The organism is Pseudomonas sp. IPO3749 (assembly GCF_013386605.1).
Classification (GTDB): Bacteria; Pseudomonadota; Gammaproteobacteria; order Pseudomonadales; family Pseudomonadaceae; genus Aquipseudomonas; species Aquipseudomonas azotoformans_A.
Map to the genome: position 1 here is coordinate 101,663 of NZ_JACARN010000037.1, position 22,140 is coordinate 123,802.

Consider the following 22,140-nt stretch of genomic DNA (forward strand, 5'->3'; position numbering starts at 1 on the left):
AACGTCGCAAGTGACATCGTGGTTGGCCCGTCGCCCGCCATCATGCCGCCGTTGCGTACCTTGCCAGCGCATAAAGCGCTCTGTTTCTGACCCCCAGCGCCTCGTTTTTCGCGAGGGCGTTGGCCAGTATTCTTTTCCGGAGAGCGGATGATCCGACCCTCGGCGTTGCTTATGTTGTGCCTGACGTTGCTGCTGCCCATGGCGGCGGTCGCGCGTCTGGACGGGCCGCTGGAAGTGACCAAGCCCGGCAAGGTACGCGACCTGGCGGAGATTCGCTCCAGTCGCACCCTGCGTGTATTGGTCAACCAGAGCCGAAACAGTTCCGGCGAGGTCCAGGGCCAGGCCATCGGTGTCGAATACCATCGCCTGCGCGCCTTCGAGCAATATCTTAATGGTCATGCCCGCGATGGCCAGGAAATCAACTTCAAGATCATTCCCAAGGCCAAGGACCAGTTGCTCGGCGCGTTGGCCCGTGGCGAAGGCGACCTGGTCGCTCCGGGTGAGTTGCTGGATGTAAAGGCTGCACACAAGATCAGCACCAGCGACCCGATTGTCAGCGATGTACCGATGTGGTTGGTGGGGGTGAAGGGCGAGCGGCGGTTCACCAAATTGGAGCAACTGTCTGGCCGCACACTGGCGTTGACCACCGGCAGTGCGGCGGCGGATGCCATCAGTCAGGTCAATCAGAAGCTGGCGCTGTACAAGCAACCGCCGGTGAAAGTGGAGTGGGTGGACCCGACCCTGGCCGTGGAGGATGTGCTGGAGATGGTTCAGGCCGGCATTTTTCACCTGACCATTGTTGAAAAACCGATTGCCGAACGCTGGTCAAAGATCTTGCCCAAGTTGCGCTTCGATAAGCAGGTGGCGATCAGTGAGCCGGGCGACGAATATTGGTTCGTGCGCCAGGATGCTTCGATGCTGCGGGCCAGCATTGATCGATTCCTCAAGACTTACCGGACCCCTTCCGACCAGGATGTGGCGTTCCAGCGTATCTACCGTCGTCTCTATCAAGTGCGCAATCCACTGGCTCGCGTTGACCGTCAACGCCTGGAAAAACTGCGCCCGGTGTTACAAAAGCATGCCCGCGAGCAGGGCATGGATTGGCTGAACCTGGCGGCACTGGCCTTCAAGGAGTCCGCTCTGGACCCTGGCGCGCGCAACAGCGGCGGTCCCACCGGCTTGATGCAAATCACCCCTTCGGCAGCGCAGCGGGTAGGGGTCAATAACATTGAGAGTCTCGACAGTAATGTGCAAGCGGGCGCGCGCTACCTGGCGATGATCCGTCGCAAGTTCTTCGCCAGCCCCAAGCTCAACGAGCGCGAGCGCATGGCCTTTGTATTGGCGGCCTACAATATGGGGCCGGAGCGGGTGCAGGGCATGCGCACTGAAGCCAAGCGCCGGGGGCTTAACCCCAATCAGTGGTTCTTCCAGGTTGAACGCATTGCCATGGAGCAGGTAGGGATGGGCGGCGTCAGCTATGTTAATAGCGTCAACAAGTACTATTTGGCGTTTGACCGGGAGCGGGAGTCCCTGGAGCCGCCGGCGCCGAAAATCGCCTCACGGAAGTAATCGATTTTATCGATATTAATCAGGCATTTTTTCGGCTTTTATCATTGTTTAAACTGATTAATATAGCGGCCAACCAACCCCTATTTAGAAAAGGATTATCACCATGAGCCCACTGATCAAAAGCATCCTGTCCACCCGCGCCGGTTACGGCCTGACCATTTTGCGCATTGTTGTCGGCATCATCTTTGCCGCTCACGGTTCGCAGAAACTCTTTGGCTGGTTTGGCGGCTACGGCCTGGCGGGCACTGCCCAGTGGATGGAAAGCATCGGCCTGGCGCCGGGTACCCTGATGGCGCTGTTGTCGGGCGGCACCGAGTTCTTCGCGGGTTTGGCCTTGATCATCGGCCTGCTGGTTCGTCCTGCGGCACTGGGCCTGACCATCCTGTCGCTGGTGGCGATCTTCTCGGTGCATATCCATAACGGTCTGTTCATGGCCAACAACGGTTATGAGTTCGCACTGGCCTTGCTCGGCGGTTCCCTGGCGGTGCTGCTGGAAGGTGCTGGCAAGCTGTCTGCGGATCGCGCCATCGCCAACTGATTTGCGTAGAACCCTCAAAAGGCCCGCTCTGTGCGGGCTTTTTGCTGATCGGGATTCTTGACACCGCCCCACCGGCTTCTCTAGGATGCCGCTCATGCGCCGATTTAAACAGCTAATTGCGGGGCGCCATGGGTGATCGTTATCGGTCCCGACAGAAGCATGTTCCATGCTTCGAAATTCCGCTAAAGCGCTGGTTCGGTGTTGCCTCTCACCTGCCCGCAGACTTTTGAGGCAGAGACACGACACGATGAATGCACTACGCCCCCTGATACGCCTGGCCCCGATCACCGCGGACCTCACTCAACGCAATCCAAAAATTCTCCTGGGCGGCAAGCATCAGCCGACGCTATTGCGTTACCTGGATGGCTGGCCGCGTCGCACGGGCCGACCTTCGGCGTTCCTGATCCAGTTTGTCGAAGACGGCGATTCCCTTGCGCGGTTTGCCAGCAACAGCTTTGACCTTGCGGTTATCCAGGCGCCAACTGCCGGTGACGCCGATGAGGTTATTCGTCAATTGACCCGTATTGCCCGGCAAGGGCTGATCGCCCGTCGTTGAGCGTTCAGTGAATGACGCTGCCGGCTTTCAGCCGGCGACGGCGTTGGCCCAGAAAGACCAGCCAGGCAATCAGGCATAAGGTCACGGGTATCGCAAAAGTCACCGTCAGTTTTATCACCCATTCCAGTCGACGCACCTGGGCATAGGCCTCGTCCTCCAGGGCATGCAACTCCATGGGCAAGCGCAGGCGTTCCTTGTTGAGTGCCTGCAGCCGAGTGGTGGTGTCCACGGGCTGGGTACCAAGGGCGGTTGTCCACGGGCTAAGCCGCTGCCATTCCTGCTCCGTGCGCTGTAGGCGCCGTTCCAATTCGCTGGCTTTTACGCGATAGGCCTGTTTCGCGACGGTGCGCATGCTCTCCAACCTGTTCGGCGACGTTTCCTGCGGCACACGCGGGCGAATGGCGGCGAGTGTGTCGGGGGCGGACAGGTTGTCCAGCGTATTCAAGACAAACAGCGCGTTGCCGTCGGGGGCCGAGTCGTTGACCTTATCCATGAGCATGTCTGTGTCAGCCACCACCACGACATGAATCTGTGCCGCTTTCTGCAAACCGGGCGGCTGCCCCTTGATGCCATCGGGAAACACCGAATAGCTCGGCCCCTCGATACGCGCCGCGATCACATGAGTTCGTTCCTGCTTTGACGCCCCTTCAATCAATGAGTCGATGCGGGCTGCGCTTGTGAAGCCGTTGGCGTCCAACAGGACAGACTGTTCGGAGCTTTGCAGGAGCGGGGTGAAGGTTGTGCGGCTCTTGCTCAGTGGGGAGAGGGCGCCACAACTCGATACCGTCACCCTATTGAGGTTCCACGTACTGATGTCATGGGTGTTCATCGCCTGTCGGGGCAGGTTCAATCGGACCTGATTGGGCGTGCCAGGTGTCTCCCTTGGCGTGTAGACGTCGTCAACCACCAACTTGTCCGCTGGCATTTGGACACCCCAGGCAGCCAGCAACTCGCTCAGCTGAGTGGTGCCTGGGGGGAGGTTTGGGCGTTGCTCAGTCAAAGGGTCGATAAACATCATTAATCTGCCGCCCCTCAAGACAAATTGTTCAATGGCATACAAGGTTCGCTCAGACAATGCCTGAGGGTGCACGACCATCAGGGTTTTGATGGGCTGGGGAACGGATGCGGCAGTCGGCTCCAGATTGACCAGGTCGAATTCCTGCCTTAGCTCCTGCAACAACCGGCCTGCGGATCCGTCCATCGCCAATCCCGCCAATAGCCCGATGACCGGGCGTTCGGGGTTCTGCAATTTATAGAGCAGATGGCTGATTTCATACTCAAGCAGTGGCTCTTGGTCGAGGCTGAAGGAACCAATACGTCGCACACCGTGACCTGCTCGGGAGCCGATAAGACCGAGAAACCCGGCATTGTCGTCGAGCCCGGAGAGCCGGGCTTTGTAGGCGTCCTCCGAAAAAGGCGCTGGTTCAATCAGGTGCAGGTTGATCATGCCATTGGCTGTTTCCTCGTACTCCTTGAGCAGGTCTTCAATACGCTTGCTGTAGCGTTGCACCGCGTAGCTTCTTTTGGGGGCGTTGGCGGAGTTGAAGTAATACAAGTCGAGCGGGTCTTCCAGTGTGGTGAGCAGCCGTTTTACCGCAGGTGTCAAGGTGTGAGCTTTTTGCTCAGAAAGGTCCCACCGTATATCAGGAAATTTGCCTATCCAAACCAGATTGAACGCCAGGAAAAGCAGGAAGGTGACGGTAAGTGTCATGCCGGTGCGCAGCGAGGACCGCATTGAGGATTTCCCTTCTCAGCTGTGTTTGTAGTTGAGTGTGACTATCGTCGCAGCGAGAAAGGCGAAGATCATGCTAATGAAGTAGAGCGTGTCACGAAGTGTGAGTTTCCCATCGTCGATATTACTGAATCGCAAAGTAGGGCTGAGTGCGGCCAAGCTATCAATCAAGCCAATAGGGGCTTGGTGTTCAAGGGCATCCAGGATGGAAGAAAGTCCACTGGCTGTCAGAAGCAGGCCAAGGGTCAATACGAAAATGACAGTGCGCTGGCGTACAAAGGCACAAATAAAGCAACCGACGGACAGGTAACTGCCTGCCAACAACCAGCTCACGAAAAATTGCGAAGCAATAACGCTGTTATCGGCTCTGCCCAAGTAGTTGGCGATGATGACGAGAGGAGACATCAGAAACAGGGCTGCCCCTGCTATGAACCAGGCGGCCAGGAATTTTCCGATCACCCATTCATAGGTTGTGATGGGCATGGTTTTCATTAGCCCGAGAAAGCCTGTACTGGACTCATCCGCCCATAGTTGCGTGGCCAAGGCGGGAATCAGTAGTAAATACAGCCAGGGGTGAAACTGGAAGAACACCTGCAAGTCACTGATGTTTTGTTCCGGCCACGGGCTTATGTACTTTCCCAATGCCACGGACAGTATGAGAAAGACGGCAATGTGCAGGTAAGTACTGGGTGTGCAGGCATAGCTGGCGAGCTGACGCTTGAAAATAATAGGTAATAATTTCAACGGGGCGCCTCCTGGCTCAGGTGGTGGACCACATCATTCAGGCGACCTGGTTCCAGGTTTAACGAGTTGATTTTCCAGCGACGACTGGCAATCAGCGTATTGATATGGGGATAGATGGTGTGTCCCGGCATGGCGAGAACGGTCACCGTGCCGGGGGCATGTCGATGTTCTTCGATGCCAGCCACGCCGGGCAGTACGGCCAGGGCCAATAGGTCCAATGGTGTGTCCGCGGCCAGGGTGACGGCCTGGAAATGACGTGAGTCGCGTTGTAGATCGGGCAGCGGGTTATCGGCGACCAGGCGACTGCCTGCCATGACTAACGCTCGGGTACACAAATCAGATAATTCATCGCAGTGGCGAGAAGCGATGATGACTGTCATTTCTTGCGTTAAAGATTGGATGAGCGACCTGAACGCATATTTTTGATCAGGTGCAAGTCCTTCGGTGGGTTCATCCAGCAGCAACAGGACTGGGCTATGCACGATGGCCTGCGCAAGGGCGACTTTACGTTTCCAACCGATGGAGAGGGCATCCAGAGGCGCATCGAGCACGGGAAACAAATCCAATCGTGCGATGACCTGTTCCAGCCGCGAGCGCTTTTCGGCGCCGTAGAAGCCGCGAACGGCAGCGATGAAGCCAAGGAACGCTTTGACGGACATCGTTGGATGGCCGAGGTCCGTGGACAGTTGATAACCAACGAGTTGCCTTGCCTTAAGTGCATGGGTTTGTATATCGAAACCCTGGACGTTTATATGACCGCTGGAGGGCTTTGTTGAACCGGCTATTAAATCGAACAGGGTTGTTTTGGTAGAATGATCTTGCCCGAATAATTCCACGCATTCTTGTTGATTGGCGATGAACGAAAAGTCGCTGAGTACAGCGGTGTTACCCGTGTGTTTTGTCAGATTGCTTATTTCGATCATTTTTTTACCGAAAAAGTTTGGTATGACGTAGGGGGCGTGAAAAAAGGGTACGGGTAACGATCGCTTTTGGGAACGTCGATAATGCGTAATAAGAGAAGTCCTACGTGCGGGTTGGGCAGGTCGCTGAAGCAATGTGTTAGGTTTCGGAATGTCCAATTTTTGAATGTTTATTAGTTGTTTATATAAACTTTCTGCACTGCATAATGAGGCCTGAATACCATGATGCTGCTACGTACCCTTGTTCTTGAGCGTAATGGCCAAGATGCTCCGGTTAATGGTGCATTGCTCTGTGGATTTGCCGTGGGTCAGACGGCCTCCAACTTTCTTGTCTATAGCCTGGATGAGGAAGTAGAACCGGAAAGTTCCAGGGTCTATATCGCCGCGTTACGTAAGAAAGTTGATCGGTATTTCCTGGGTGGGGTTGAGTCCAGGGAGGATTTGCAGTTGGCATTACATGTGTTCAAGCAAATTCTGACGTTGGCTGCTTCGGGAATGAAGGCGGGCGGGGTGACGGAAACCCAGGTGCCCTATCATTTTGTCGATTTGAAAGGCTGCAAGCTGCCGCCCGCCAGGCCCGAGGACCATCACTCAGTGATCATCAAGAAGGCACTGGTGATGAAGGTGATCACCCTGGGCATGTCTGCGCCGACGCTGCCGGCGATCGAAAGCGCTTCAGTGATCGTACCGTCCATTCGTTTTTCGTCGCAAATGAGCTCATCTCCCAAGGCGATGAATCCTTCCGAGCCATTCCCGGCGCCTGTGCATGAACATCCCGTTGAGGAGATTCGACAACCCCCTGTTGAGGCTCCGTTGATGATGGCGCAGGCCGCAACGGTCATCCAAGCGGAGCCCGATGTGCCGACACCTCTGAAACGCCCGCCTCCAGCCGACCACAGTACGTTGTTCGAAGTGGACAGCACGTTGACCAACCTGGCCCGTGTTGCTCAAGAGCTGACCCAGCAAAAGCTGGCAGCCATCGAACGGGAATCGGCACTGGAGCAATGGCAGGCGCGCTTGCAGCAAGAGCAGAAACTATTGGATGAGAAAGCTCTAGAACTGGAACGGCGCACCACTCAACTGCATGATCATTCGCTTGCGGTCAGCCAGAGAACCGAGGCCCTGAAGGTGATGACGTCGCAGGTTTCGGGTTTGCGGCAGAGCCTGCGGGGTGTGCTGCTTGAGCTGGATCAGGCGTTGGATGGCTAGACTGGCCTGGCTACTTTCGCGAGTTCATTTATCATCAACGCCTGCCAGCCGTGGGCTGGGTTTGAAGCCCAGGCGTATCGGCACCTGTGGACACTGTCTGGGGATGCAAGCGTTTGAGTACCAAGCTGATTACCAAAGAAGGCCATGAAGCGCTGAAGAAGGAGCTGGATTATCTGTGGCGCGAAAAACGCCCGGACACCACGCGCAAAGTGACCTGGGCGGCTTCGCTGGGAGATCGCAGCGAAAACGCCGATTACCAGTACAACAAGAAACTGCTACGTGAAATCGACCGTCGCGTGCGTTACCTGCGCAAGCGCCTGGAGGACATGCGCGTTGTGGAATACATGCCCGAGCAAGAGGGCAAGGTGTTCTTCGGCGCCTGGGTAGACATCGAGAATGAGCAGGGTGAGACCAAGCGTTTTCGCATCGTCGGCTATGACGAGATTTATGATCGGATGGACTACATCTCCATCGACTCACCCATGGCCCGTGCGTTGTTGCGCAAGGAAGTGGACGATGAGGCCGTCGTGCAGACCCCGGGTGGAGATGTGTGCTGGTGGATCACCGGCATCGAATATGTGAAGTAAGTGAGGTCGGCTCGCGTCCAGTGATGAACGCGGGCCGATCAGGTTTCAACCTTCGCGTAGCACGGTCAACGGGCTGGCGTTGAGTGCGCGGCGAGTGCCGAATACACCGGCACCGCCGATCAATACGGCGCCAATCACCGGCAGCAGCAACAGCCACGGGTGAGGCTGCCAGGCCAGGTCAAACGCATAGCGATACAGCACAAAGGTCACCAACTCGGTCCCCAGCGCTGCGAGCAGACCACTCACTGCGCCCAGCAGCCCGAACTCGATACGCCTGGCCTTGACCAGCAGCTTGCGTTCGGCGCCCAGTGCACGTAGCAGCGCCCCCTGGCGGATGCGCTCATCCAGGGTGGCTTGCAGGCCGGAGAACAGCACTGCCATCCCTGCCGCCAGCACAAACAGCAGCACGTATTCCACCGCCAGGGTCACTTGGGCAAGGATACTGCGCAACTGCTCCAGCAGCGCTTCGACCTGCAGGATGGTTACCGCCGGGAAAGCGCGGGACAGGTCGACGATCTGCTGGTCATGTCCTGGCGCCAGGTAGAAGCTGGTCAGGTAGGTAGCGGGTAGATCCTTCAACGTGCCCGGTTGGAAAATCATGAAGAAGTTGGGCTGGAAGTTATCCCAGTTGATAGTCCGCAGGCTGGTCACCCGCGCTTCACGGTTTTCCCCGCCCACGGTGAACACCAGGTGATCATCGAGCTTGAGCTTGAGGCTTTCCGCCACCTTGGCCTCGACCGATACGCCGGGGATTTCATCGGTAGGTTGCTGTGACCACCATGAACCGGCAGTCAGGGCGTTGCCGGGCGGCAGGTCGGCAGCCCAGGTCAGGCTCAGGTCGCGTTGCACCGCGCGATCGCCGCTGGAGTCCTTGCTGACGATTTCCTGTACGGGCTCGCCATTGATACTGATCAGGCGACCTGGCACCACTGGATACAGCGGCGCGGACTGCGCTTGCAACTCCAGCAGGCGGGCGCCAAACGCGTCCTTGTCAGCCGGCAGGATATTCAAGGCGAAATAGTTGGGGGCGTCCTTGGGCAGCTGGTTTTGCCAGGTGTCGAGCAACTCGCCACGCAGCAGGGCGATCAAACCCATGGAGAGCAGGATCAAACCGAACGCCAGGGATTGACCAGCCGCCGCCAGCGGATGACGCAACAATTGCCCCAGGCCCAGTCGCCAGGGCAGCGAGGCGCGCGCCAGCAGACGGCGCAGGCTTTGCAACAGCAGCAGGAGCAGGCCGCCGAGTACCAGCGCAGCGACTACCCCACCGCCGAGCAGGGCGAAGGTCAGCACCAGGTCAAGGCTCAGGCGCCACATGATCAGGCCCAAGGCAAACAGTGCCGCGCCATAGACCATCCAGGTGCTGGAAGGGATTGGCAGCAGGTCGCGACGCAAGACTCGCAGCGGTGGCACGCGACCCAGTGCAGCCAGGGGCGGCAGGGCGAAACCGGCGAGGGCGACCAGCCCGGTGCCGATCCCGGCGATTGCCGGTAGCAGCCCGCCGGGTGGCACGTCCGATGGCAGCAAGTCATGAAGGAAATAGAACAGGCCAAACTGCGCCAGCCAGCCGAGCAGGGCGCCGGTGAGGCTCGCCAACAGCCCCAGCACACTCAGTTGCAGGCTGAACAGCAACATGGCTTCGCGTCGCGACAGTCCCAGGCAACGCAGCAAGGCACTGGCGTCGAAGCGTCGGGTGGCGAAGCGATTGGCCGACAGTGCCACGGCCACACCGGCCAACAGCACGGCCACCAGGCTGGCCATGTTCAGGTAGCGCTCGGCCTTGCCCAGGGCGCCGCCGATCTGCTGGTTGCCGTCCCGTGAGTCTTGCAGGCGCTGGTTGGCGGCGAGCCCCGGCTTGACCAGGTCACGATAGGTTTGCAGCACGGTGCTGCCCTGCGGCCCGCGCCACAGTTCGCGGTAACTCACGCGGCTGCCGGGCTGCACCACACCGGTGGCGTCCAGGTCTGCCAGGTTGATCATCACCCTGGGCGTGAGGCTGTAGAAGTTGCCGGCACGGTCCGGCTCGTAGGTGAGCACGCGGGCCAGGCGCAGTGTCTTCATGCCCACATCGATGCTGTCGCCGACCTTGAGGTCCAGCGCCGTCAGCAGCCGTGCTTCCACCCAGGCTTCACCGGGTTTTGGTCCGCCGCCTGGGGTTTCATCACCAAAGGGTGCAGCCGCGCTTTTCAGCTCACCGCGCAGTGGGTACTGCTCGTTGACGGCCTTGATGCTGGAAAGCTGGATGCCATTATCGGTGGCAATGACGCTGGAAAACTCCACCACGCGGGCGTGATCCAGGCCCAGCTCGGTGCCGGACTGGATTTGCTCGGGACGGGCGGGGGAGCTGCCTTCGAGCACCAGGTCGGCGCCGAGGAACTCGGTGGCGCGCAACAGCATCGCGCCGTTGAGGCGCGCGCCGAAGTAACCAATGGCGGTACTGGCGGCGACGGCCACCAGCAGGGCGAAGAACAACACGCGCAATTCACCGGCGCGGGCGTCGCGCAGCAATTGGCGCATGGCAAGGCTGAACAGGCGCAACAGCGGCAAACGTGCCATCAAGGCTCCAGGGGCGCGACCATCAGGCCGGCTTCAAGGCGGATCAAGCGTCGGCAACGGTGGGCCAGGCGCTCGTCGTGGGTGACCAGCACCAGGGTCGTGCCGCTTTCTTGGTTGAGTTCGAACAGCAGGTCGCTGATGCGTTCGCCGGTGTGGCTGTCGAGGTTACCGGTGGGCTCATCGGCAAACAGCACGTCCGGTTCTGCGGCAAAGGCGCGGGCAATCGCTACCCGTTGTTGCTCGCCACCGGAGAGTTGGCGTGGCGAGTGGGTCAGGCGTTTGCCCAGGCCCACGCGTTCCAGCAGGTGCCGGGCACGCTCGCGGGCGTCTTTGCGGCCATCCAGTTCCAGCGGCAGCATGACGTTTTCCAGCGCGTTGAGGCTGTCGAGCAATTGGAACGACTGAAACACGAAGCCCACGTGCTCGGCACGGATGCGCGCGCGCTGGTCTTCGTCGAGGGTACTCAGGGCTTGCCCGGCAAGGGTGACTTCGCCGCTGCTGGGCAGGTCGAGACCGGCGAGCAGGCCGAGGAGGGTGGATTTACCGGAGCCGGAGCTACCGACGATAGCCAGGCTATCGCCCTTGTTCAGTTCCAGGCTCAGTTCGTGCAGGATAGTCAGTTCACCTTCCGCGCTGGGAACCACTTTGCTAAGGTTCCGCGCGGTGAGAATGCTTGCGCCCATGGAGAATCCGATGCGAATGTGGTTTTTGAGTGCTGGCCTGGCCTTGATGTGCATGGCCCAGAACGCAGCGGCGGGTACAGTCCTGATCGTTGGCGATAGTATCAGTGCCGGTTTCGGCCTGGATACCAGCAAAGGGTGGGTTGCCCTGTTGCAGCAACGGCTCAAGCAGGAAGGTTTCGACGATAAAGTGGTGAATGCCTCCATCAGTGGCGACACCAGTGCCGGAGGCCTGGCGCGGCTGCCGGCGGCGCTTGCAGAGCATAAACCGGACGTGGTGGTGATCGAGTTGGGCGGTAACGACGGCTTGCGTGGCCAGCCACCCGCTCAATTGCAACAAAATCTTGCGTCGATGATTGACCAGTCCAAGGCCGGCGGCGCCAAGGTGTTGCTGTTGGGAATGCAACTGCCGCCCAATTATGGCCCGCGCTACACCACCGCGTTTGCCGAGGTCTATGGCGTGCTGGCCAAACAGAAAAACGTCCCGCTGGTGCCGTTTTTCCTTGATGGCGTGGGCGGGCATCCGGAGCTGATGCAGGCTGATCAACTGCACCCGGCGGTCGGCGCCCAGGGCAAGTTGCTGGAAAATGTCTGGCCGACGCTAAAACCGCTGCTATGACGCTTTTCTACCGGCAGGCTTTCGGCTAAGGTGGCGCCCCCCCGATTTGGAGCCCCTGATGTCGCGTCCTGCCTGGTCCCTGTTTAACTACCAACTGATCGAGCCGGACGAGCAGCTGGATCTGTTCGCCTGCCAGGAAGTGCGGGTGCATCTGGTGGCGCGTCAACTGGAACTGGGCGGCTCCATTGATCGCACGCTGTGCGGCACGTTATTGCCTGCGCAACCGCGTTGGTCGCGGGTCGATCGTTCGATCTTTCAGGACCAGCGCCTGTGCCCTTTGTGCCGTGCGATACTGGAATCCCAGAAGCGCGGCACGCCGCCGATCTGGCCGGAGCTGCGTTTCGAGTTGTAGGGGGCAGCTAGAAGCGCGCTTCACGTATACAATCGATGTTTACCTCCCCGTCGTTCTGCGAAGGATTTACCGGATGTTGTCGCGCCTTTCCGTCGTCACCTGCTGCCTGTCTCTCGCTGCGCTCTGCGCGGCCGGTTCGGCGTCAGCCCTGCAGTTGCCCTTGCCACCACCGGGTGAAGACATCGTCGGCCAGGTCCAGGTGATCAAGGCCAAGTACGAAGACACCTTTGCCGACCTGGGCACCACCTATGACCTGGGTTACTCGGAGATGGTCGCGGCCAACCCAGGCGTGGATGCCTGGTTGCCGGGAGCGGGCACCGAGATCGTGTTGCCGACGCGCTTCATCCTGCCGCCGGGCCCGCGCGAAGGTATTGTGATCAACCTGGCGGAATACCGACTCTATTACTTCCCCAAGGGCCAGAACGTGGTCTACACGTTCCCGTTGGGGATCGGTCGTGAAGGCTGGGGGTCGCCAATCGCCCACACCAGCATCATTGCCAAGACACCCAACCCGACCTGGACGCCGCCCGCGTCGATCAAGGCCGAGCACGCTGCCAACGGCGACCCGCTGCCCAACGTGGTGCCGGCCGGTCCGGACAACCCGCTGGGGCCGTTCAAGTTCACCCTGGGCACGCCGGGTTACCTGATCCATGGTTCCAACATGAAATTTGGTATCGGCACGCGTACAAGCCACGGTTGTTTCCGCATGTTCAACAACAACGTGCTGGAGATGGCGGGCATGGTGCCGGTGGGGACGTCGGTGCGCATCATCAACGATGCCTACAAGTTTGGTCGCAGTGGTGGCAAGGTCTACCTTGAAGCGCATACGCCATTGAATGATGACGGGACGCCGTCAGTGGTCGACAAGCACACCGCCGTCATCAACGCCTTGCTCAAGCGTGAAGACTTGGCCAACCAATTGCGCGTGAACTGGGACCAGGTGCGTGATGTAGTGGCGGCGGAAGACGGCTTGCCGACGGAAATCGGCGTGCCTGGCGCAGCTTCGGTGGCCGTCAGTACGCCGATCGATCTGCAGCAGTAACGCTGTGTGATCAACAGCCCGCTACGGCGGGCTTTTTATTGCCCGCGATTCAGGTGCAAACCCCAGGCAATAAAAAAGCCGACCCATAAATGGATCGGCTTGATAACAACCCCGAAGGATTATTACTTGCGGCTAGCTTTTTCAAGCATACGCAGTGCGCGCTCGTTAGCTTCGTCAGCAGTCTGTTGTGCTTTTTGAGCAGCAGCCAGAGCTTCATCAGCTTTACGGTAGGCTTCGTCTGCACGGGCCTGGGAGCGAGCTGCTGCGTCTTCAGTTGCAGTCAGACGAGCTTCGGTTTCTTTGGAGACGCTGCTGCAACCGGTAGCCAGAACTGCGGCCAGAGCCAGAGCAGAGAATTTCAGAACGTTGTTCATCGTGTTCCCCTTCAAGGACTTTCTATTAGATGGCTAGTTCGCCCAGAGTGAGCTAATAGCCGGCGTACATACTACCCATTACTTGTAGTAAGTAAACTGACGTAGCGCAAGAAGCAAAAAAAATTCTCGCGCCGAATCTATTTTGGCTAATCTTTTGGAGGTTTGTATAAAAACCGTCCAATTTTTTTCAAACAGGCGAAAATTGGATCCAGGCTGAAAGGGCCGGCCCGCATGTGTTAAGCCTTGTAAACAGATGAAAATTTATATATCCAAGCTGACACTTACGTTCAGCTTGGCTTTGCTTTGCCCGGCATCTTTTGCGCATGTAGAGGTGACTTTAAGAGCGCCTGTTCGTCTTAAGGTTCAACTGCCGGCAATGTTCAGGCTTTCGATCCCAGGTTGATCGGAGCCCTTTCTATATCCACCAGCGGCTGGGGATGACGAGCGCGCCTTGAGCAATTTCAGGATTGGTGCCTACTATTCCCTACGTGCTGGTTGTAAACGCTCAGGGTTTTCTCGATGTCGAAACCGGCACGGGGTGGCGTAGATGTTCCTTCGCCGGACAAACATCGGTAAGGTAGGGGTCAGAAACCAAGACCCGCGAGGAGTAGTGATGAGCGAGGCGTTGTCCATCCACCATGACCAGGCTGGTCATCAGTTCGAGACCAATGTGGACGGTCATCGTGCCTATCTGACCTATATGGACCTCGGCAAACAGACCCTGGATATCTATCGGACCTTCGTGCCCAACGCACTGCGGGGCCGTGGGATTGCGGCGGCATTGACCGAGGAAGCCCTGAAGTTCGCCGAAGAGGCAGGTTATACGGTGATCCCGTCGTGCTCCTACGTAGAACGTTACATGGAGCGCCACCAGCGCCATGCCGCAAAGCTGTAAACCGTAAACAGCAGCATGAAAAACGCCGGGCTTAGCCCGGCGTTTTCGTGTGCGCAGTTTAAAGTCAGGTGCGTTTGCGTTTAGGCAGAACGTCCTTGAGCTTGGCATGCATGCTGCGCAGGGTGTTTTCGGTGGCCGCCCAGTCGATGCACGCATCGGTGATCGACACGCCGTACTGCAAGTCGGCCAGGTCTTTTGGGATCGCCTGGCAACCCCAATTCAGGTGGCTCTCGACCATCAGGCCGATGATCGACTGGTTGCCTTCCAGGATCTGGTTGGCGACGTTTTCCATCACCAGCGGCTGCAGGGCCGGGTCCTTGTTGGAGTTGGCGTGGCTGCAGTCGACCATGATGTTCGGCTTGATCTTCGCCTTGTTCAGTGCCTGCTCGCACAGCGCAACGCTGACCGAATCATAGTTGGGCTTGCCGTTGCCGCCACGCAGCACCACGTGACCGTAGGCGTTGCCCTTGGTGGTGACGATGGACACGCCACCTTCCTGGTTGATCCCAAGGAAACGGTGCGGGCTGGAGACCGATTGCAGCGCGTTGATCGCCACGGTCAGGCCGCCGTCGGTGCCGTTCTTGAAGCCCACGGCCGAGGACAGGCCGGACGCCATTTCACGGTGAGTCTGGGATTCGGTGGTGCGAGCGCCGATGGCCGACCAGCTGATCAGGTCCTGCAGGTACTGCGGGGAGATCGGGTCGAGGGCTTCGGTGGCGGTGGGCAGGCCCATCTCGGCCAGGTCCAGCAGCAACTGACGACCGATGTGCAGACCGTCCTGGATCTTGAACGAGTCGTCCAGGTACGGGTCGTTGATCAAGCCTTTCCAGCCGACGGTGGTACGCGGTTTTTCGAAATAGACGCGCATCACCAGGTAGAGGGTGTCGGACACTTCCGCCGCCAGCACTTTGAGGCGCTCGGCGTACTCGTGGGCAGCCTTGAGGTCGTGGATCGAGCAAGGCCCGATGACGACGAACAGGCGGTGGTCGGTGCCGTCGAGAATGTCACGGATGACTTCGCGGCCCTTGGTGACGGTCTGCAGGGCAGCGTCGCTCAAAGGAATTTCGCGCTTGAGCTGATCGGGCGTGATCAGGGTCTCGTTGGATTCGACGTTTAGGTCATTGATCGGTAAATCAGCCATCGTGTTACTCGTCAGGGTCACGGGTGCCGGCCGCCAGCCATCCCCGTGCGGCGGAGCACAGCATGATTTGAATGCAGGGGGGAGGAACCTTAGCGCGTAACACGGGCCCGCGACAATGGGCAAAGCCCGCTTTAATCCAGCGCTGGCGCCACAAAGGCCTCATGGGAGAACTCGCTGGCATGGCGCGATACCCACTCACGGGCCAGGGCTTCGAGTTGCTGGGGTGTCGGTTCGGCGTCTTCGTGCTGGCGGCAGTAGCGCTCTATCCGGCATGCTTGCTCACCCATCCGTGCACCGAACAGCGCATGTTCATCGGTAAACGCGACACCGACGCGGTAGCCGTTTTCCACCTTGCGGCACCACGCCACATAGCCTGGATACCGCGCGCTGGCGCCCAGGGAAGGGATAAGCAGATCAACCGCCGTGCCTTCGCGCCAGGCACGTGGCCAATGGCAGGCGATGCCGCCCAGGCCGACCGTGTGCAGCCGTTGGCGGGGGATGGCAGGAGAGGGGCGTTGGATTAACTCGACAGCGACATCATCAGGGTGAGGTAAAAAACGACCCATGTACACGGACTCCGAGCACCGTCCAATTGACGGCGGTGGCAGCAGTATAGTGAAGGAACTGGAATTGACCGACCTGGATATTGACCAGCAATTGCTGGGATTGCCAGGTATTTCGCTGGTTGTGTTTACCAGCAGTGGGTGTTCCAGTTGCCGTTGGGCGCGCCAGCAGTTACCCGGCTGGTCGCTGCCGGTGGACCGCGTGTGCTGGGTGGATGCCGGGCACAACGGTGGCGCGGTCGAACGCTACCAGATCTTTCATTTGCCGGCGTTGTTCGTGGTGTGCGAGGGTCAATTCCTCGGGCAATTGCAGACGCGTCTTACGCGTGCTGACCTGAACGACTCTATCCACCAAGCGCTTACCCGCACTCCAGAGGATCTGCCATGACCGTACAATCACCCCGCATTGGCATCATTGGCACCGGCGCCATCGGTGGCTTTTACGGTTTGATGCTGGCGCGCGCCGGTTTCGACGTGCACTTCCTGCTGCGCAGTGAATACGCGGCGGTCAGCGAGCATGGCTTGCACCTCAATAGTACGGTGCATGGTCCTTTGCACCTGCACCCGGTGCAGGCTTATGCCCGCGCCGCCGATATGCCGCCGTGCGACTGGCTGCTGGTGGGCACCAAGTCCACCGGCAACGTCGACCTGGCCCCGGCCATTGCCCAAGTCGCCGCGCCCGGTGCCAAGGTGGTGCTGCTGCAAAACGGCCTCGATGTCGAAGACAGCCTGCGTGAACACTTGCCCGCGTCGCTGCACTTGCTTGGCGGCCTGTGCTACATCGGCGTGCACCGCTCTGCCCCCGGCGTGATCGAGCACCAGGCGTTAGGCCGGGTCAACCTGGGTTATCACAGTGGCACGGCGGCCAATGACGAGGACGCGCAAAAGGCGATTGTCGAAGCCGGCGCCGCGTTGTTTCACGCCGCGGGCATCGAGTCCCAGGCCATGGCCAATGTGCATCAGGCCCGTTGGCACAAACTGGTGTGGAACGTGCCCTACAATGGCCTCTCCGTGTTGCTCGGTACGGGCACCACGGCGATGATGGCCGACGAGTCCAGCCGCGAACTGATCCAGGCGCTGATGGCTGAAGTGGTACAGGGGGCTCACGCCTGCGGCCATGAAATCCCCAAGAGTTACGCCGAGCAGATGTTCACCATGACCGAAACCATGGACGACTACCTGCCAAGCATGTACCACGATCACGTGCACAAGCGCCCGCTTGAACTGGCGGCGATCTACGCCCGGCCACTCGCTGCCGCCAAGGCTGCCGGTTGCGAGTTGCCGCGGATGCAGGTGCTGTACCAGGCCTTGAGTTTTATTGATCGGCATAACCGCTGAGTCGAGGAGCGTACTGTGGCAAAAGGATTGGGCGACAAACTGGTGTTGGCGATTTCCTCGCGGGCACTGTTCGACCTGAGCGAAAGCCATAAGGTCTACCTGGCCGAAGGGGTCGAGACCTATCGCCAGTACCAGATCGAACACGAGGAGGAAATCCTCGAACCCGGTGACGCATTCCCGCTGGTGAAGAAGCTGCTGAGCTTGAACGCCAGCCTGGGCCGCGCCCGTGTCGAAGTGGTGCTGGTATCACGCAACAGTGCCGACACCGGCCTGCGCGTGTTCAATTCGATCCAGCACTACGGCCTGGATATTTCCCGCGCCGCGTTTGTAGGCGGGCGTAGTCCGTATCCTTATTTGGCTGCTTTTGGTTGCCATCTGTTTCTTTCGACCCATGCTGAAGATGTGCGCAGCGCCCTCGATGCCGGGTTTGCGGCGGCGACGATTTTGTCCGGTGGCCCGAACCGTGCCTCCAGCGAAGAGCTGCGCATTGCCTTCGATGGCGACGCGGTGTTGTTCTCCGATGAGTCCGAGCGTGTTTACCAGGCCGGCGGCCTGGAAGCGTTCCAGGCCAATGAGCGGGAATCGGCACGCCAGCCTTTGCACGGCGGTCCCTTCAAAGGTTTCCTGGCGGCGCTCAACTTGTTGCAGCGCGAGTTTGCGGATGAGGCCTGCCCGATCCGCACCGCCTTGGTCACCGCCCGCTCGGCGCCTTCCCATGAGCGTGTGATTCGTACTTTGCGTGAGTGGGATATCCGCCTGGATGAGTCGCTGTTCCTCGGTGGCCTGGAAAAATCGGCGTTCCTGGAAGCCTTCGCGGCAGACGTATTTTTCGATGACCAGGCAGGGCATTGCGAAAAAGCCATGGAGTTCGTCGCCACCGGGCATGTGCCCCATGGCATCAGTAATGAGGTGAAGATCTAAGTCAATCCAAGTCGCCTGGGCACTGCTAAGCTGATTTCATCTCCGCCATCCTGGCAGTCTCAGGGGGTTCTATGATCCGTTCGATGCTCTACGCCACAGACCTCGGTCTGTACGCGCCTTATGTGATGCAACATGCACTGGCGCTGGCCCGAACGTTCAAGGCGGACCTGTATGTGATTCACGTGGTCGAGCCCATCGGGCTGTTCGCCGAATCGGTGTTACAGAGCTACCTTGATGAAAAGGCCCTGAGTGAATGGCAGAGCCAGGGGTTGACCACGGTGATGGCGACCATCGAACAACGGGTGCTGGACAGTTTTCGCGAGGAGTTGGGGGAAGGCGAGCAAGACCTGAAGTTGATCCGCTCGGTACGGGTGATCCAGGGGGACCCGTGCGAGGTGATTCTCGACCAACTGCGCAAACTGTCCGTGGATCTGCTGATCGTAGGCAGTCATAGCCATGCAACTGCGGCGGCCACTCCGTTGGGGCGCACCGCTGCACGGGTGCTGCAGCTGTCTACGGTACCGGTTTACCTGGTGCCTTCGTTGCAACGTCGACGCAGTGATGACGTGTGATGGATAAAAACGATAAAAAGTTCTAGATTTATCCGTCGAACCTTTAATATAGTTATATACCGTCGCTGATACCCGTGGCGTCTATCTGCTTTGAGGGACACATATGAAGCTTCAACAACTGCGCTACATCTGGGAAGTGGCGCACCACGACCTCAACGTTTCCGCTACCGCTCAAAGCCTCTACACCTCGCAACCCGGTATCAGCAAGCAGATCCGCCTGCTCGAAGACGAGCTGGGTGTCGAAGTGTTCGCACGCAGCGGCAAGCACCTGACCCGCGTTACCCCGGCCGGTGAGCGCATCATCACCACCGCCGGTGAGATCCTGCGCAAAGTCGAAAGCATCAAGCAGATCGCCCAGGAATTCTCCAATGAGAAGAAGGGCACCCTGTCCATCGCCACCACCCACACCCAGGCGCGTTATGCATTGCCGCCGGTGATCCGCGATTTCATCAAGCAGTACCCGGACGTGGCGCTGCACATGCACCAAGGGTCGCCGATGCAGATTGCCGAAATGGCCGCTGATGGCACCGTCGATTTCGCCATCGCCACCGAGGCCCTGGAGCTGTTCGGCGACCTGGTGATGATGCCGTGCTATCGCTGGAACCGTTGCGTTGTCGTGCCTCAAGGTCATCCGTTGGCCAAGCTGCCAAAACTGACCCTGGAAGCCCTGGCTGAATACCCGATCGTGACTTATGTGTTCGGTTTCACTGGCCGCTCCAAGCTCGACGAAGCCTTCAGCCATCGCGGCCTGACGCCAAAAGTGGTGTTCACCGCAGCCGACGCCGACGTGATCAAGACTTACGTACGCCTCGGCCTGGGCGTGGGTATTGTCGCCAAGATGGCGGTCGACACGGCGCTCGACAAAGACCTGGTGGTGCTTGATGCCAGCGAGCTGTTCGAGTCCAGCGTGACCAAGATCGGCTTCCGCCGTGGCACCTTCCTGCGTGGTTTCATGTGCGACTTCATCGAAAAGTTTGCACCGCACCTGACCCGTGAAGTCATGGCCAAGGCGATCCAGTGCCACAACAAGCAGGAACTGGAAGAGTTGTTCGACGGCGTAGAATTGCCCGTTCACTGAGTCGGCTATTTGGCCTCGGTAACCGTAAAATGTTGCCGAGCGCCCGCCACCAGAATCTCCACCTCATCGCCTTCGAACTTGCTCAGCAGGCTTTTGCCCAGCGGCGAGCGCGGGGTGATGACGGTTACCGGTTGCCCGACCACGTCCACTTTCAAGCCCGCAGCATCTGGCGCCAAAAACAGCCATTGCTGGCGACCGTTCTCGTCTTCCAGACCCAGTAGCGCGCCAACCTCTATACCGCGCTGATCATCGTAAGCCCGCAGCGGCATGTTCTGGCACAGCAGCAACGCCTGCTTGATCTCCTCCACGCGTTTGGCTTGCCCCGCCGCCAGGTAGGAAGCCTCCAACCCCAGGGTGTCGTATTTGTTTTCCGCGATGTTTTCTTCGTGGGTCGCGGTTTCGTAGGCGGTCTGCGCAGCGCGTTGGGCAATATCGAGATCAAGGGTGAGCTTCTCTAATACAAGCTGGTGTACGGCATGTTTATTCATGGGTCATCAATCGCAGAATTGCAGGACATTGGCCCGGGACTTTTCGTTGGGGGCGTTCTGGTCCTGTTGCAGCCAGAACTGGCATTTGGGGTTGGACAGGTTGCGCGCATTGTTGCGGGCCTGGTCCAGGGTTTGTTGCTGTTCCTGCTTCTGCAGGTTCTGCTGGTACTGCTCGAACATGCGGTTCGGCGGTTCAGGCGCCACCACCGCAGGCTTGCCCAATTGCTGCACGGCCTGGGCCACTGGTGCCAAGCTCTGCGGGAACAGGTAGCGCGAGGCCAGCCACGCTGTCAGCGCGAGGGCGATAAACCCCAGCCACACGCCAAACGCGATAGCAGCACTGAGCTTGAACAGCGACAACGGACGATCAGACATGATGGCCTCCTGGCAGGCGTAAACGGCGTGGCGGCGATTGTCGCACAGCCACTGTGCAGAATAATCGCGATCAAGCCTTCTGCATCCGCGCATTTATGCGGACAATCGAGCCTTTGAATGTTGGAGCCCGGAATGAAAGCCCGCTGGGATATTTTTTGCAGCGTCGTCGACAACTATGGCGACATCGGCGTGACCTGGCGCCTGGCCCGGCAATTGGTGGCGGAGCACGCCTGCGATGTGTGCTTGTGGGTCGATGACCTGCGCGCCTTCGAACGCATGTGCCCTGAAATCGATGTGCGGCAAGCGCTGCAATGGCAGGAAGGCGTCGAAGTGCGCCATTGGCCGACCGAGTGGGTGAAGGTGCCGGCGGCGGACGTAGTGATTGCCGCGTTCGCCTGTCAGTTACCGCCCGACTATATGGAAGCCATGGCTGAGCGAGAACGCGCGCCGTTGTGGATGAACCTGGATTACCTGAGTGCCGAAGAGTGGGTGGTGGGCTGTCATCGGTTGCCGTCGGTGAAGTTCAAAGGTGTGCAGAAGTACTTCTTCTTTCCTGGGTTCCGACCCGGCACTGGCGGCCTGTTGCGTGAAGCTGGGTTGCTGGAGCGGCGTAAGGCGTTTCAGCAGGATGACGGTGCGCAGCGAGATTTCCTGCAAGCCTTGGGCATAGTTCCGGCAGTGGATGCACGGCTTATCTCACTGTTCGCCTACGAAAACGCCGGGCTGGCCAGTTGGCTGGACGTGTTATCGACGGACGGGCGTGCCACTCATCTGTTGGTTCCCGAAGGGCGCATCTTGGGCGATGTGCAGCGCTGGCTCGGTGTGGACCCACTGGTCGCAGGTGATATCCAGCAGCGCGGATCGCTGACGGTGCAAGTCATCGCCTTCGTGCGCCAGGAACAATACGACCACCTGCTGTGGTGCTGCGACTTCAATGCCGTGCGCGGTGAGGACTCGTTCGTGCGTGCCCAATGGGCCGGGCGTCCGCTGTTGTGGCACATCTACCGACAGGACGAAGACATCCATCTCGACAAGCTCGATGCCTTCCTGGCGCTGTACACCGCCAACTTATCACCGGCGGCCAGGGCGGCCGTTATCGGGCTCTGGCAAGCCTGGAACACCCAGGCCGACATGGCCCAACCGTGGAAAATGCTGCTGGAACACTGGCCGGAAGTGAATCTGCACGCCGAAACATGGTGTCTGGAACAAGGCTTGCAGGCCGATCTTGCGACGGCGCTGGTGCAGTTTTATGAAAGTTGGATATGATACGCCACCTTGAATTTTGTAAATC

At 59.1% G+C, this 22,140-nt stretch carries 25 protein-coding genes; 15 read left to right on the top strand and 10 right to left on the bottom strand.

Going from position 1 to position 22,140, the window contains the following annotated elements; all coding sequences use genetic code 11:
• Window positions 1-147: 147 nt before the first annotated feature.
• The 3 genes from HX812_RS15625 to HX812_RS15635 all read left to right on the top strand — a co-directional run bounded on the left by HX812_RS15625 (window position 148) and on the right by HX812_RS15635 (window position 2,663).
• Window positions 148-1,569 (top strand): transglycosylase SLT domain-containing protein, encoded by a 1,422-nt coding sequence (locus HX812_RS15625; RefSeq protein ID WP_038848547.1) that lies wholly within the window; start codon window positions 148-150, stop codon window positions 1,567-1,569.
• Between the two features lie 103 nt (window positions 1,570-1,672).
• Complete coding sequence (locus HX812_RS15630) at window positions 1,673-2,107, top strand: DoxX family protein (RefSeq protein ID WP_038848549.1); 435 nt, start codon at window positions 1,673-1,675, stop codon at window positions 2,105-2,107.
• A 247-nt stretch (window positions 2,108-2,354) separates the two neighbouring features.
• Window positions 2,355-2,663, top strand: coding sequence for a hypothetical protein (locus HX812_RS15635; protein ID WP_038848551.1), 309 nt, complete (start codon window positions 2,355-2,357; stop codon window positions 2,661-2,663).
• Between the two features lie 4 nt (window positions 2,664-2,667).
• Here the strand turns inward: HX812_RS15635 and HX812_RS15640 are convergent, their stop codons facing one another.
• The 3 genes from HX812_RS15640 to HX812_RS15650 are packed head-to-tail and all read right to left on the bottom strand — an operon-like array spanning window position 2,668 to window position 6,062.
• Window positions 2,668-4,398 carry a Gldg family protein gene (locus HX812_RS15640; protein ID WP_038848554.1) on the bottom strand — a complete coding sequence of 577 codons (1,731 nt, stop codon included), beginning with the start codon at window positions 4,396-4,398 and terminating at the stop codon, window positions 2,668-2,670.
• Window positions 4,399-4,413: 15 nt separating this feature from the next.
• A complete protein-coding gene (locus HX812_RS15645; protein WP_038848556.1) occupies window positions 4,414-5,139 on the bottom strand; it encodes an ABC transporter permease in 726 nt (241 codons plus the stop codon).
• On the bottom strand, window positions 5,136-6,062 hold the full coding sequence (locus tag HX812_RS15650; RefSeq protein ID WP_038848558.1) for an ABC transporter ATP-binding protein: 927 nt from the start codon (window positions 6,060-6,062) through the stop codon (window positions 5,136-5,138). Before HX812_RS15650 ends, HX812_RS15645 begins: the two co-directional genes overlap by 4 nt.
• A gap of 219 nt (window positions 6,063-6,281) precedes the next feature.
• Here HX812_RS15650 and HX812_RS15655 point away from each other — a divergent pair, with 219 nt between their 5' ends.
• Together HX812_RS15655 and greB are read left to right on the top strand one after the other, a co-directional pair.
• Window positions 6,282-7,268, top strand: coding sequence for a hypothetical protein (locus tag HX812_RS15655; RefSeq protein WP_038848561.1), 987 nt, complete (start codon window positions 6,282-6,284; stop codon window positions 7,266-7,268).
• Window positions 7,269-7,381: 113 nt separating this feature from the next.
• Window positions 7,382-7,855, top strand: coding sequence for a transcription elongation factor GreB (greB, locus tag HX812_RS15660; RefSeq protein WP_038848564.1), 474 nt, complete (start codon window positions 7,382-7,384; stop codon window positions 7,853-7,855).
• Between the two features lie 45 nt (window positions 7,856-7,900).
• Here the strand turns inward: greB and HX812_RS15665 are convergent, their stop codons facing one another.
• Window positions 7,901-10,411 carry an ABC transporter permease gene (locus HX812_RS15665; RefSeq protein ID WP_038848567.1) on the bottom strand — a complete coding sequence of 837 codons (2,511 nt, stop codon included), beginning with the start codon at window positions 10,409-10,411 and terminating at the stop codon, window positions 7,901-7,903.
• Entirely contained in the window at window positions 10,411-11,094 is a 684-nt protein-coding gene (locus HX812_RS15670; protein WP_038848570.1) for an ABC transporter ATP-binding protein, read from the bottom strand. Before HX812_RS15670 ends, HX812_RS15665 begins: the two co-directional genes overlap by 1 nt.
• 10 nt (window positions 11,095-11,104) lie before the next feature.
• On the opposite strand from HX812_RS15670, the gene HX812_RS15675 reads away from it, so the two are divergent.
• From HX812_RS15675 to HX812_RS15685, 3 genes are all read left to right on the top strand, one after another.
• The gene (locus tag HX812_RS15675) at window positions 11,105-11,710 is read left to right on the top strand and encodes an arylesterase (protein WP_038848573.1); all 606 of its coding nucleotides are present in this window, start codon (window positions 11,105-11,107) and stop codon (window positions 11,708-11,710) included.
• A 58-nt stretch (window positions 11,711-11,768) separates the two neighbouring features.
• Complete coding sequence (locus HX812_RS15680; RefSeq protein WP_010211879.1) at window positions 11,769-12,062, top strand: hypothetical protein; 294 nt, start codon at window positions 11,769-11,771, stop codon at window positions 12,060-12,062.
• A 73-nt stretch (window positions 12,063-12,135) separates the two neighbouring features.
• Window positions 12,136-13,104 carry a L,D-transpeptidase family protein gene (locus HX812_RS15685; RefSeq protein ID WP_038848576.1) on the top strand — a complete coding sequence of 323 codons (969 nt, stop codon included), beginning with the start codon at window positions 12,136-12,138 and terminating at the stop codon, window positions 13,102-13,104.
• 122 nt (window positions 13,105-13,226) lie between these two features.
• Here HX812_RS15685 and oprI read toward each other — a convergent pair whose 3' ends face one another.
• The gene (gene oprI, locus HX812_RS15690) at window positions 13,227-13,478 is read right to left on the bottom strand and encodes an outer membrane lipoprotei OprI (protein WP_003172710.1); all 252 of its coding nucleotides are present in this window, start codon (window positions 13,476-13,478) and stop codon (window positions 13,227-13,229) included.
• 613 nt (window positions 13,479-14,091) lie between these two features.
• Here oprI and HX812_RS15695 point away from each other — a divergent pair.
• Complete coding sequence (locus HX812_RS15695; RefSeq protein ID WP_003189869.1) at window positions 14,092-14,373, top strand: GNAT family N-acetyltransferase; 282 nt, start codon at window positions 14,092-14,094, stop codon at window positions 14,371-14,373.
• Between the two features lie 64 nt (window positions 14,374-14,437).
• Here the strand turns inward: HX812_RS15695 and HX812_RS15700 are convergent, their stop codons facing one another.
• Both HX812_RS15700 and HX812_RS15705 read right to left on the bottom strand, forming a co-directional pair.
• A complete protein-coding gene (locus tag HX812_RS15700) occupies window positions 14,438-15,514 on the bottom strand; it encodes a 3-deoxy-7-phosphoheptulonate synthase (protein WP_016975370.1) in 1,077 nt (358 codons plus the stop codon).
• Between the two features lie 131 nt (window positions 15,515-15,645).
• Window positions 15,646-16,080: a PilZ domain-containing protein gene (locus tag HX812_RS15705; RefSeq protein WP_033901460.1), complete on the bottom strand. Its 435-nt coding sequence runs from the start codon at window positions 16,078-16,080 to the stop codon at window positions 15,646-15,648.
• Here HX812_RS15705 and HX812_RS15710 point away from each other — a divergent pair.
• The 5 genes from HX812_RS15710 (at window position 16,079) to cysB (ending at window position 19,986) form a co-directional block, all read left to right on the top strand.
• Entirely contained in the window at window positions 16,079-16,465 is a 387-nt protein-coding gene (locus tag HX812_RS15710) for a thioredoxin (RefSeq protein WP_038848579.1), read from the top strand. The two genes, HX812_RS15705 and HX812_RS15710, sit on opposite strands and share 2 nt — an antisense overlap.
• Window positions 16,462-17,415, top strand: a complete 954-nt coding sequence (locus HX812_RS15715; protein WP_038848581.1) for a putative 2-dehydropantoate 2-reductase — start codon at window positions 16,462-16,464, stop codon at window positions 17,413-17,415. The genes HX812_RS15710 and HX812_RS15715 overlap by 4 nt, the downstream gene beginning before the upstream one ends.
• Window positions 17,416-17,430: 15 nt before the next feature.
• Complete coding sequence (locus tag HX812_RS15720) at window positions 17,431-18,336, top strand: 5'-nucleotidase (protein WP_038848583.1); 906 nt, start codon at window positions 17,431-17,433, stop codon at window positions 18,334-18,336.
• 71 nt (window positions 18,337-18,407) lie between these two features.
• Window positions 18,408-18,908: a universal stress protein gene (locus HX812_RS15725; protein ID WP_038848586.1), complete on the top strand. Its 501-nt coding sequence runs from the start codon at window positions 18,408-18,410 to the stop codon at window positions 18,906-18,908.
• Between the two features lie 103 nt (window positions 18,909-19,011).
• On the top strand, window positions 19,012-19,986 hold the full coding sequence (cysB, locus tag HX812_RS15730; protein ID WP_012722988.1) for an HTH-type transcriptional regulator CysB: 975 nt from the start codon (window positions 19,012-19,014) through the stop codon (window positions 19,984-19,986).
• Window positions 19,987-19,991: 5 nt separating this feature from the next.
• Here cysB and HX812_RS15735 read toward each other — a convergent pair whose 3' ends face one another.
• Both HX812_RS15735 and HX812_RS15740 read right to left on the bottom strand, forming a co-directional pair.
• The gene (locus HX812_RS15735; RefSeq protein ID WP_038848589.1) at window positions 19,992-20,474 is read right to left on the bottom strand and encodes an elongation factor GreAB; all 483 of its coding nucleotides are present in this window, start codon (window positions 20,472-20,474) and stop codon (window positions 19,992-19,994) included.
• A 6-nt stretch (window positions 20,475-20,480) separates the two neighbouring features.
• Window positions 20,481-20,849 carry a hypothetical protein gene (locus HX812_RS15740; RefSeq protein WP_038848591.1) on the bottom strand — a complete coding sequence of 123 codons (369 nt, stop codon included), beginning with the start codon at window positions 20,847-20,849 and terminating at the stop codon, window positions 20,481-20,483.
• Window positions 20,850-20,981: 132 nt separating this feature from the next.
• On the opposite strand from HX812_RS15740, the gene earP reads away from it, so the two are divergent.
• Entirely contained in the window at window positions 20,982-22,115 is a 1,134-nt protein-coding gene (earP, locus tag HX812_RS15745) for an elongation factor P maturation arginine rhamnosyltransferase EarP (RefSeq protein ID WP_038848595.1), read from the top strand.
• Window positions 22,116-22,140: the final 25 nt, after the last annotated feature.

Coding starts and splice junctions, on each gene's coding strand:
- HX812_RS15625 (WP_038848547.1), top strand. CDS start 148: ATGATCCGACCCTCGGCGTTGCTTATGTTGTGCCTGACGTTGCTGCTG.
- HX812_RS15630 (WP_038848549.1), top strand. CDS start 1,673: ATGAGCCCACTGATCAAAAGCATCCTGTCCACCCGCGCCGGTTACGGC.
- HX812_RS15635 (WP_038848551.1), top strand. CDS start 2,355: ATGAATGCACTACGCCCCCTGATACGCCTGGCCCCGATCACCGCGGAC.
- HX812_RS15640 (WP_038848554.1), bottom strand. CDS start 4,398: ATGCGGTCCTCGCTGCGCACCGGCATGACACTTACCGTCACCTTCCTG.
- HX812_RS15650 (WP_038848558.1), bottom strand. CDS start 6,062: ATGATCGAAATAAGCAATCTGACAAAACACACGGGTAACACCGCTGTA.
- HX812_RS15655 (WP_038848561.1), top strand. CDS start 6,282: ATGATGCTGCTACGTACCCTTGTTCTTGAGCGTAATGGCCAAGATGCT.
- HX812_RS15665 (WP_038848567.1), bottom strand. CDS start 10,411: ATGGCACGTTTGCCGCTGTTGCGCCTGTTCAGCCTTGCCATGCGCCAA.
- HX812_RS15670 (WP_038848570.1), bottom strand. CDS start 11,094: ATGGGCGCAAGCATTCTCACCGCGCGGAACCTTAGCAAAGTGGTTCCC.
- HX812_RS15675 (WP_038848573.1), top strand. CDS start 11,105: ATGCGAATGTGGTTTTTGAGTGCTGGCCTGGCCTTGATGTGCATGGCC.
- HX812_RS15680 (WP_010211879.1), top strand. CDS start 11,769: ATGTCGCGTCCTGCCTGGTCCCTGTTTAACTACCAACTGATCGAGCCG.
- HX812_RS15685 (WP_038848576.1), top strand. CDS start 12,136: ATGTTGTCGCGCCTTTCCGTCGTCACCTGCTGCCTGTCTCTCGCTGCG.
- oprI (WP_003172710.1), bottom strand. CDS start 13,478: ATGAACAACGTTCTGAAATTCTCTGCTCTGGCTCTGGCCGCAGTTCTG.
- HX812_RS15695 (WP_003189869.1), top strand. CDS start 14,092: ATGAGCGAGGCGTTGTCCATCCACCATGACCAGGCTGGTCATCAGTTC.
- HX812_RS15700 (WP_016975370.1), bottom strand. CDS start 15,514: ATGGCTGATTTACCGATCAATGACCTAAACGTCGAATCCAACGAGACC.
- HX812_RS15710 (WP_038848579.1), top strand. CDS start 16,079: ATGTACACGGACTCCGAGCACCGTCCAATTGACGGCGGTGGCAGCAGT.
- HX812_RS15705 (WP_033901460.1), bottom strand. CDS start 16,080: ATGGGTCGTTTTTTACCTCACCCTGATGATGTCGCTGTCGAGTTAATC.
- HX812_RS15715 (WP_038848581.1), top strand. CDS start 16,462: ATGACCGTACAATCACCCCGCATTGGCATCATTGGCACCGGCGCCATC.
- HX812_RS15725 (WP_038848586.1), top strand. CDS start 18,408: ATGATCCGTTCGATGCTCTACGCCACAGACCTCGGTCTGTACGCGCCT.
- cysB (WP_012722988.1), top strand. CDS start 19,012: ATGAAGCTTCAACAACTGCGCTACATCTGGGAAGTGGCGCACCACGAC.
- HX812_RS15735 (WP_038848589.1), bottom strand. CDS start 20,474: ATGAATAAACATGCCGTACACCAGCTTGTATTAGAGAAGCTCACCCTT.
- HX812_RS15740 (WP_038848591.1), bottom strand. CDS start 20,849: ATGTCTGATCGTCCGTTGTCGCTGTTCAAGCTCAGTGCTGCTATCGCG.
- earP (WP_038848595.1), top strand. CDS start 20,982: ATGAAAGCCCGCTGGGATATTTTTTGCAGCGTCGTCGACAACTATGGC.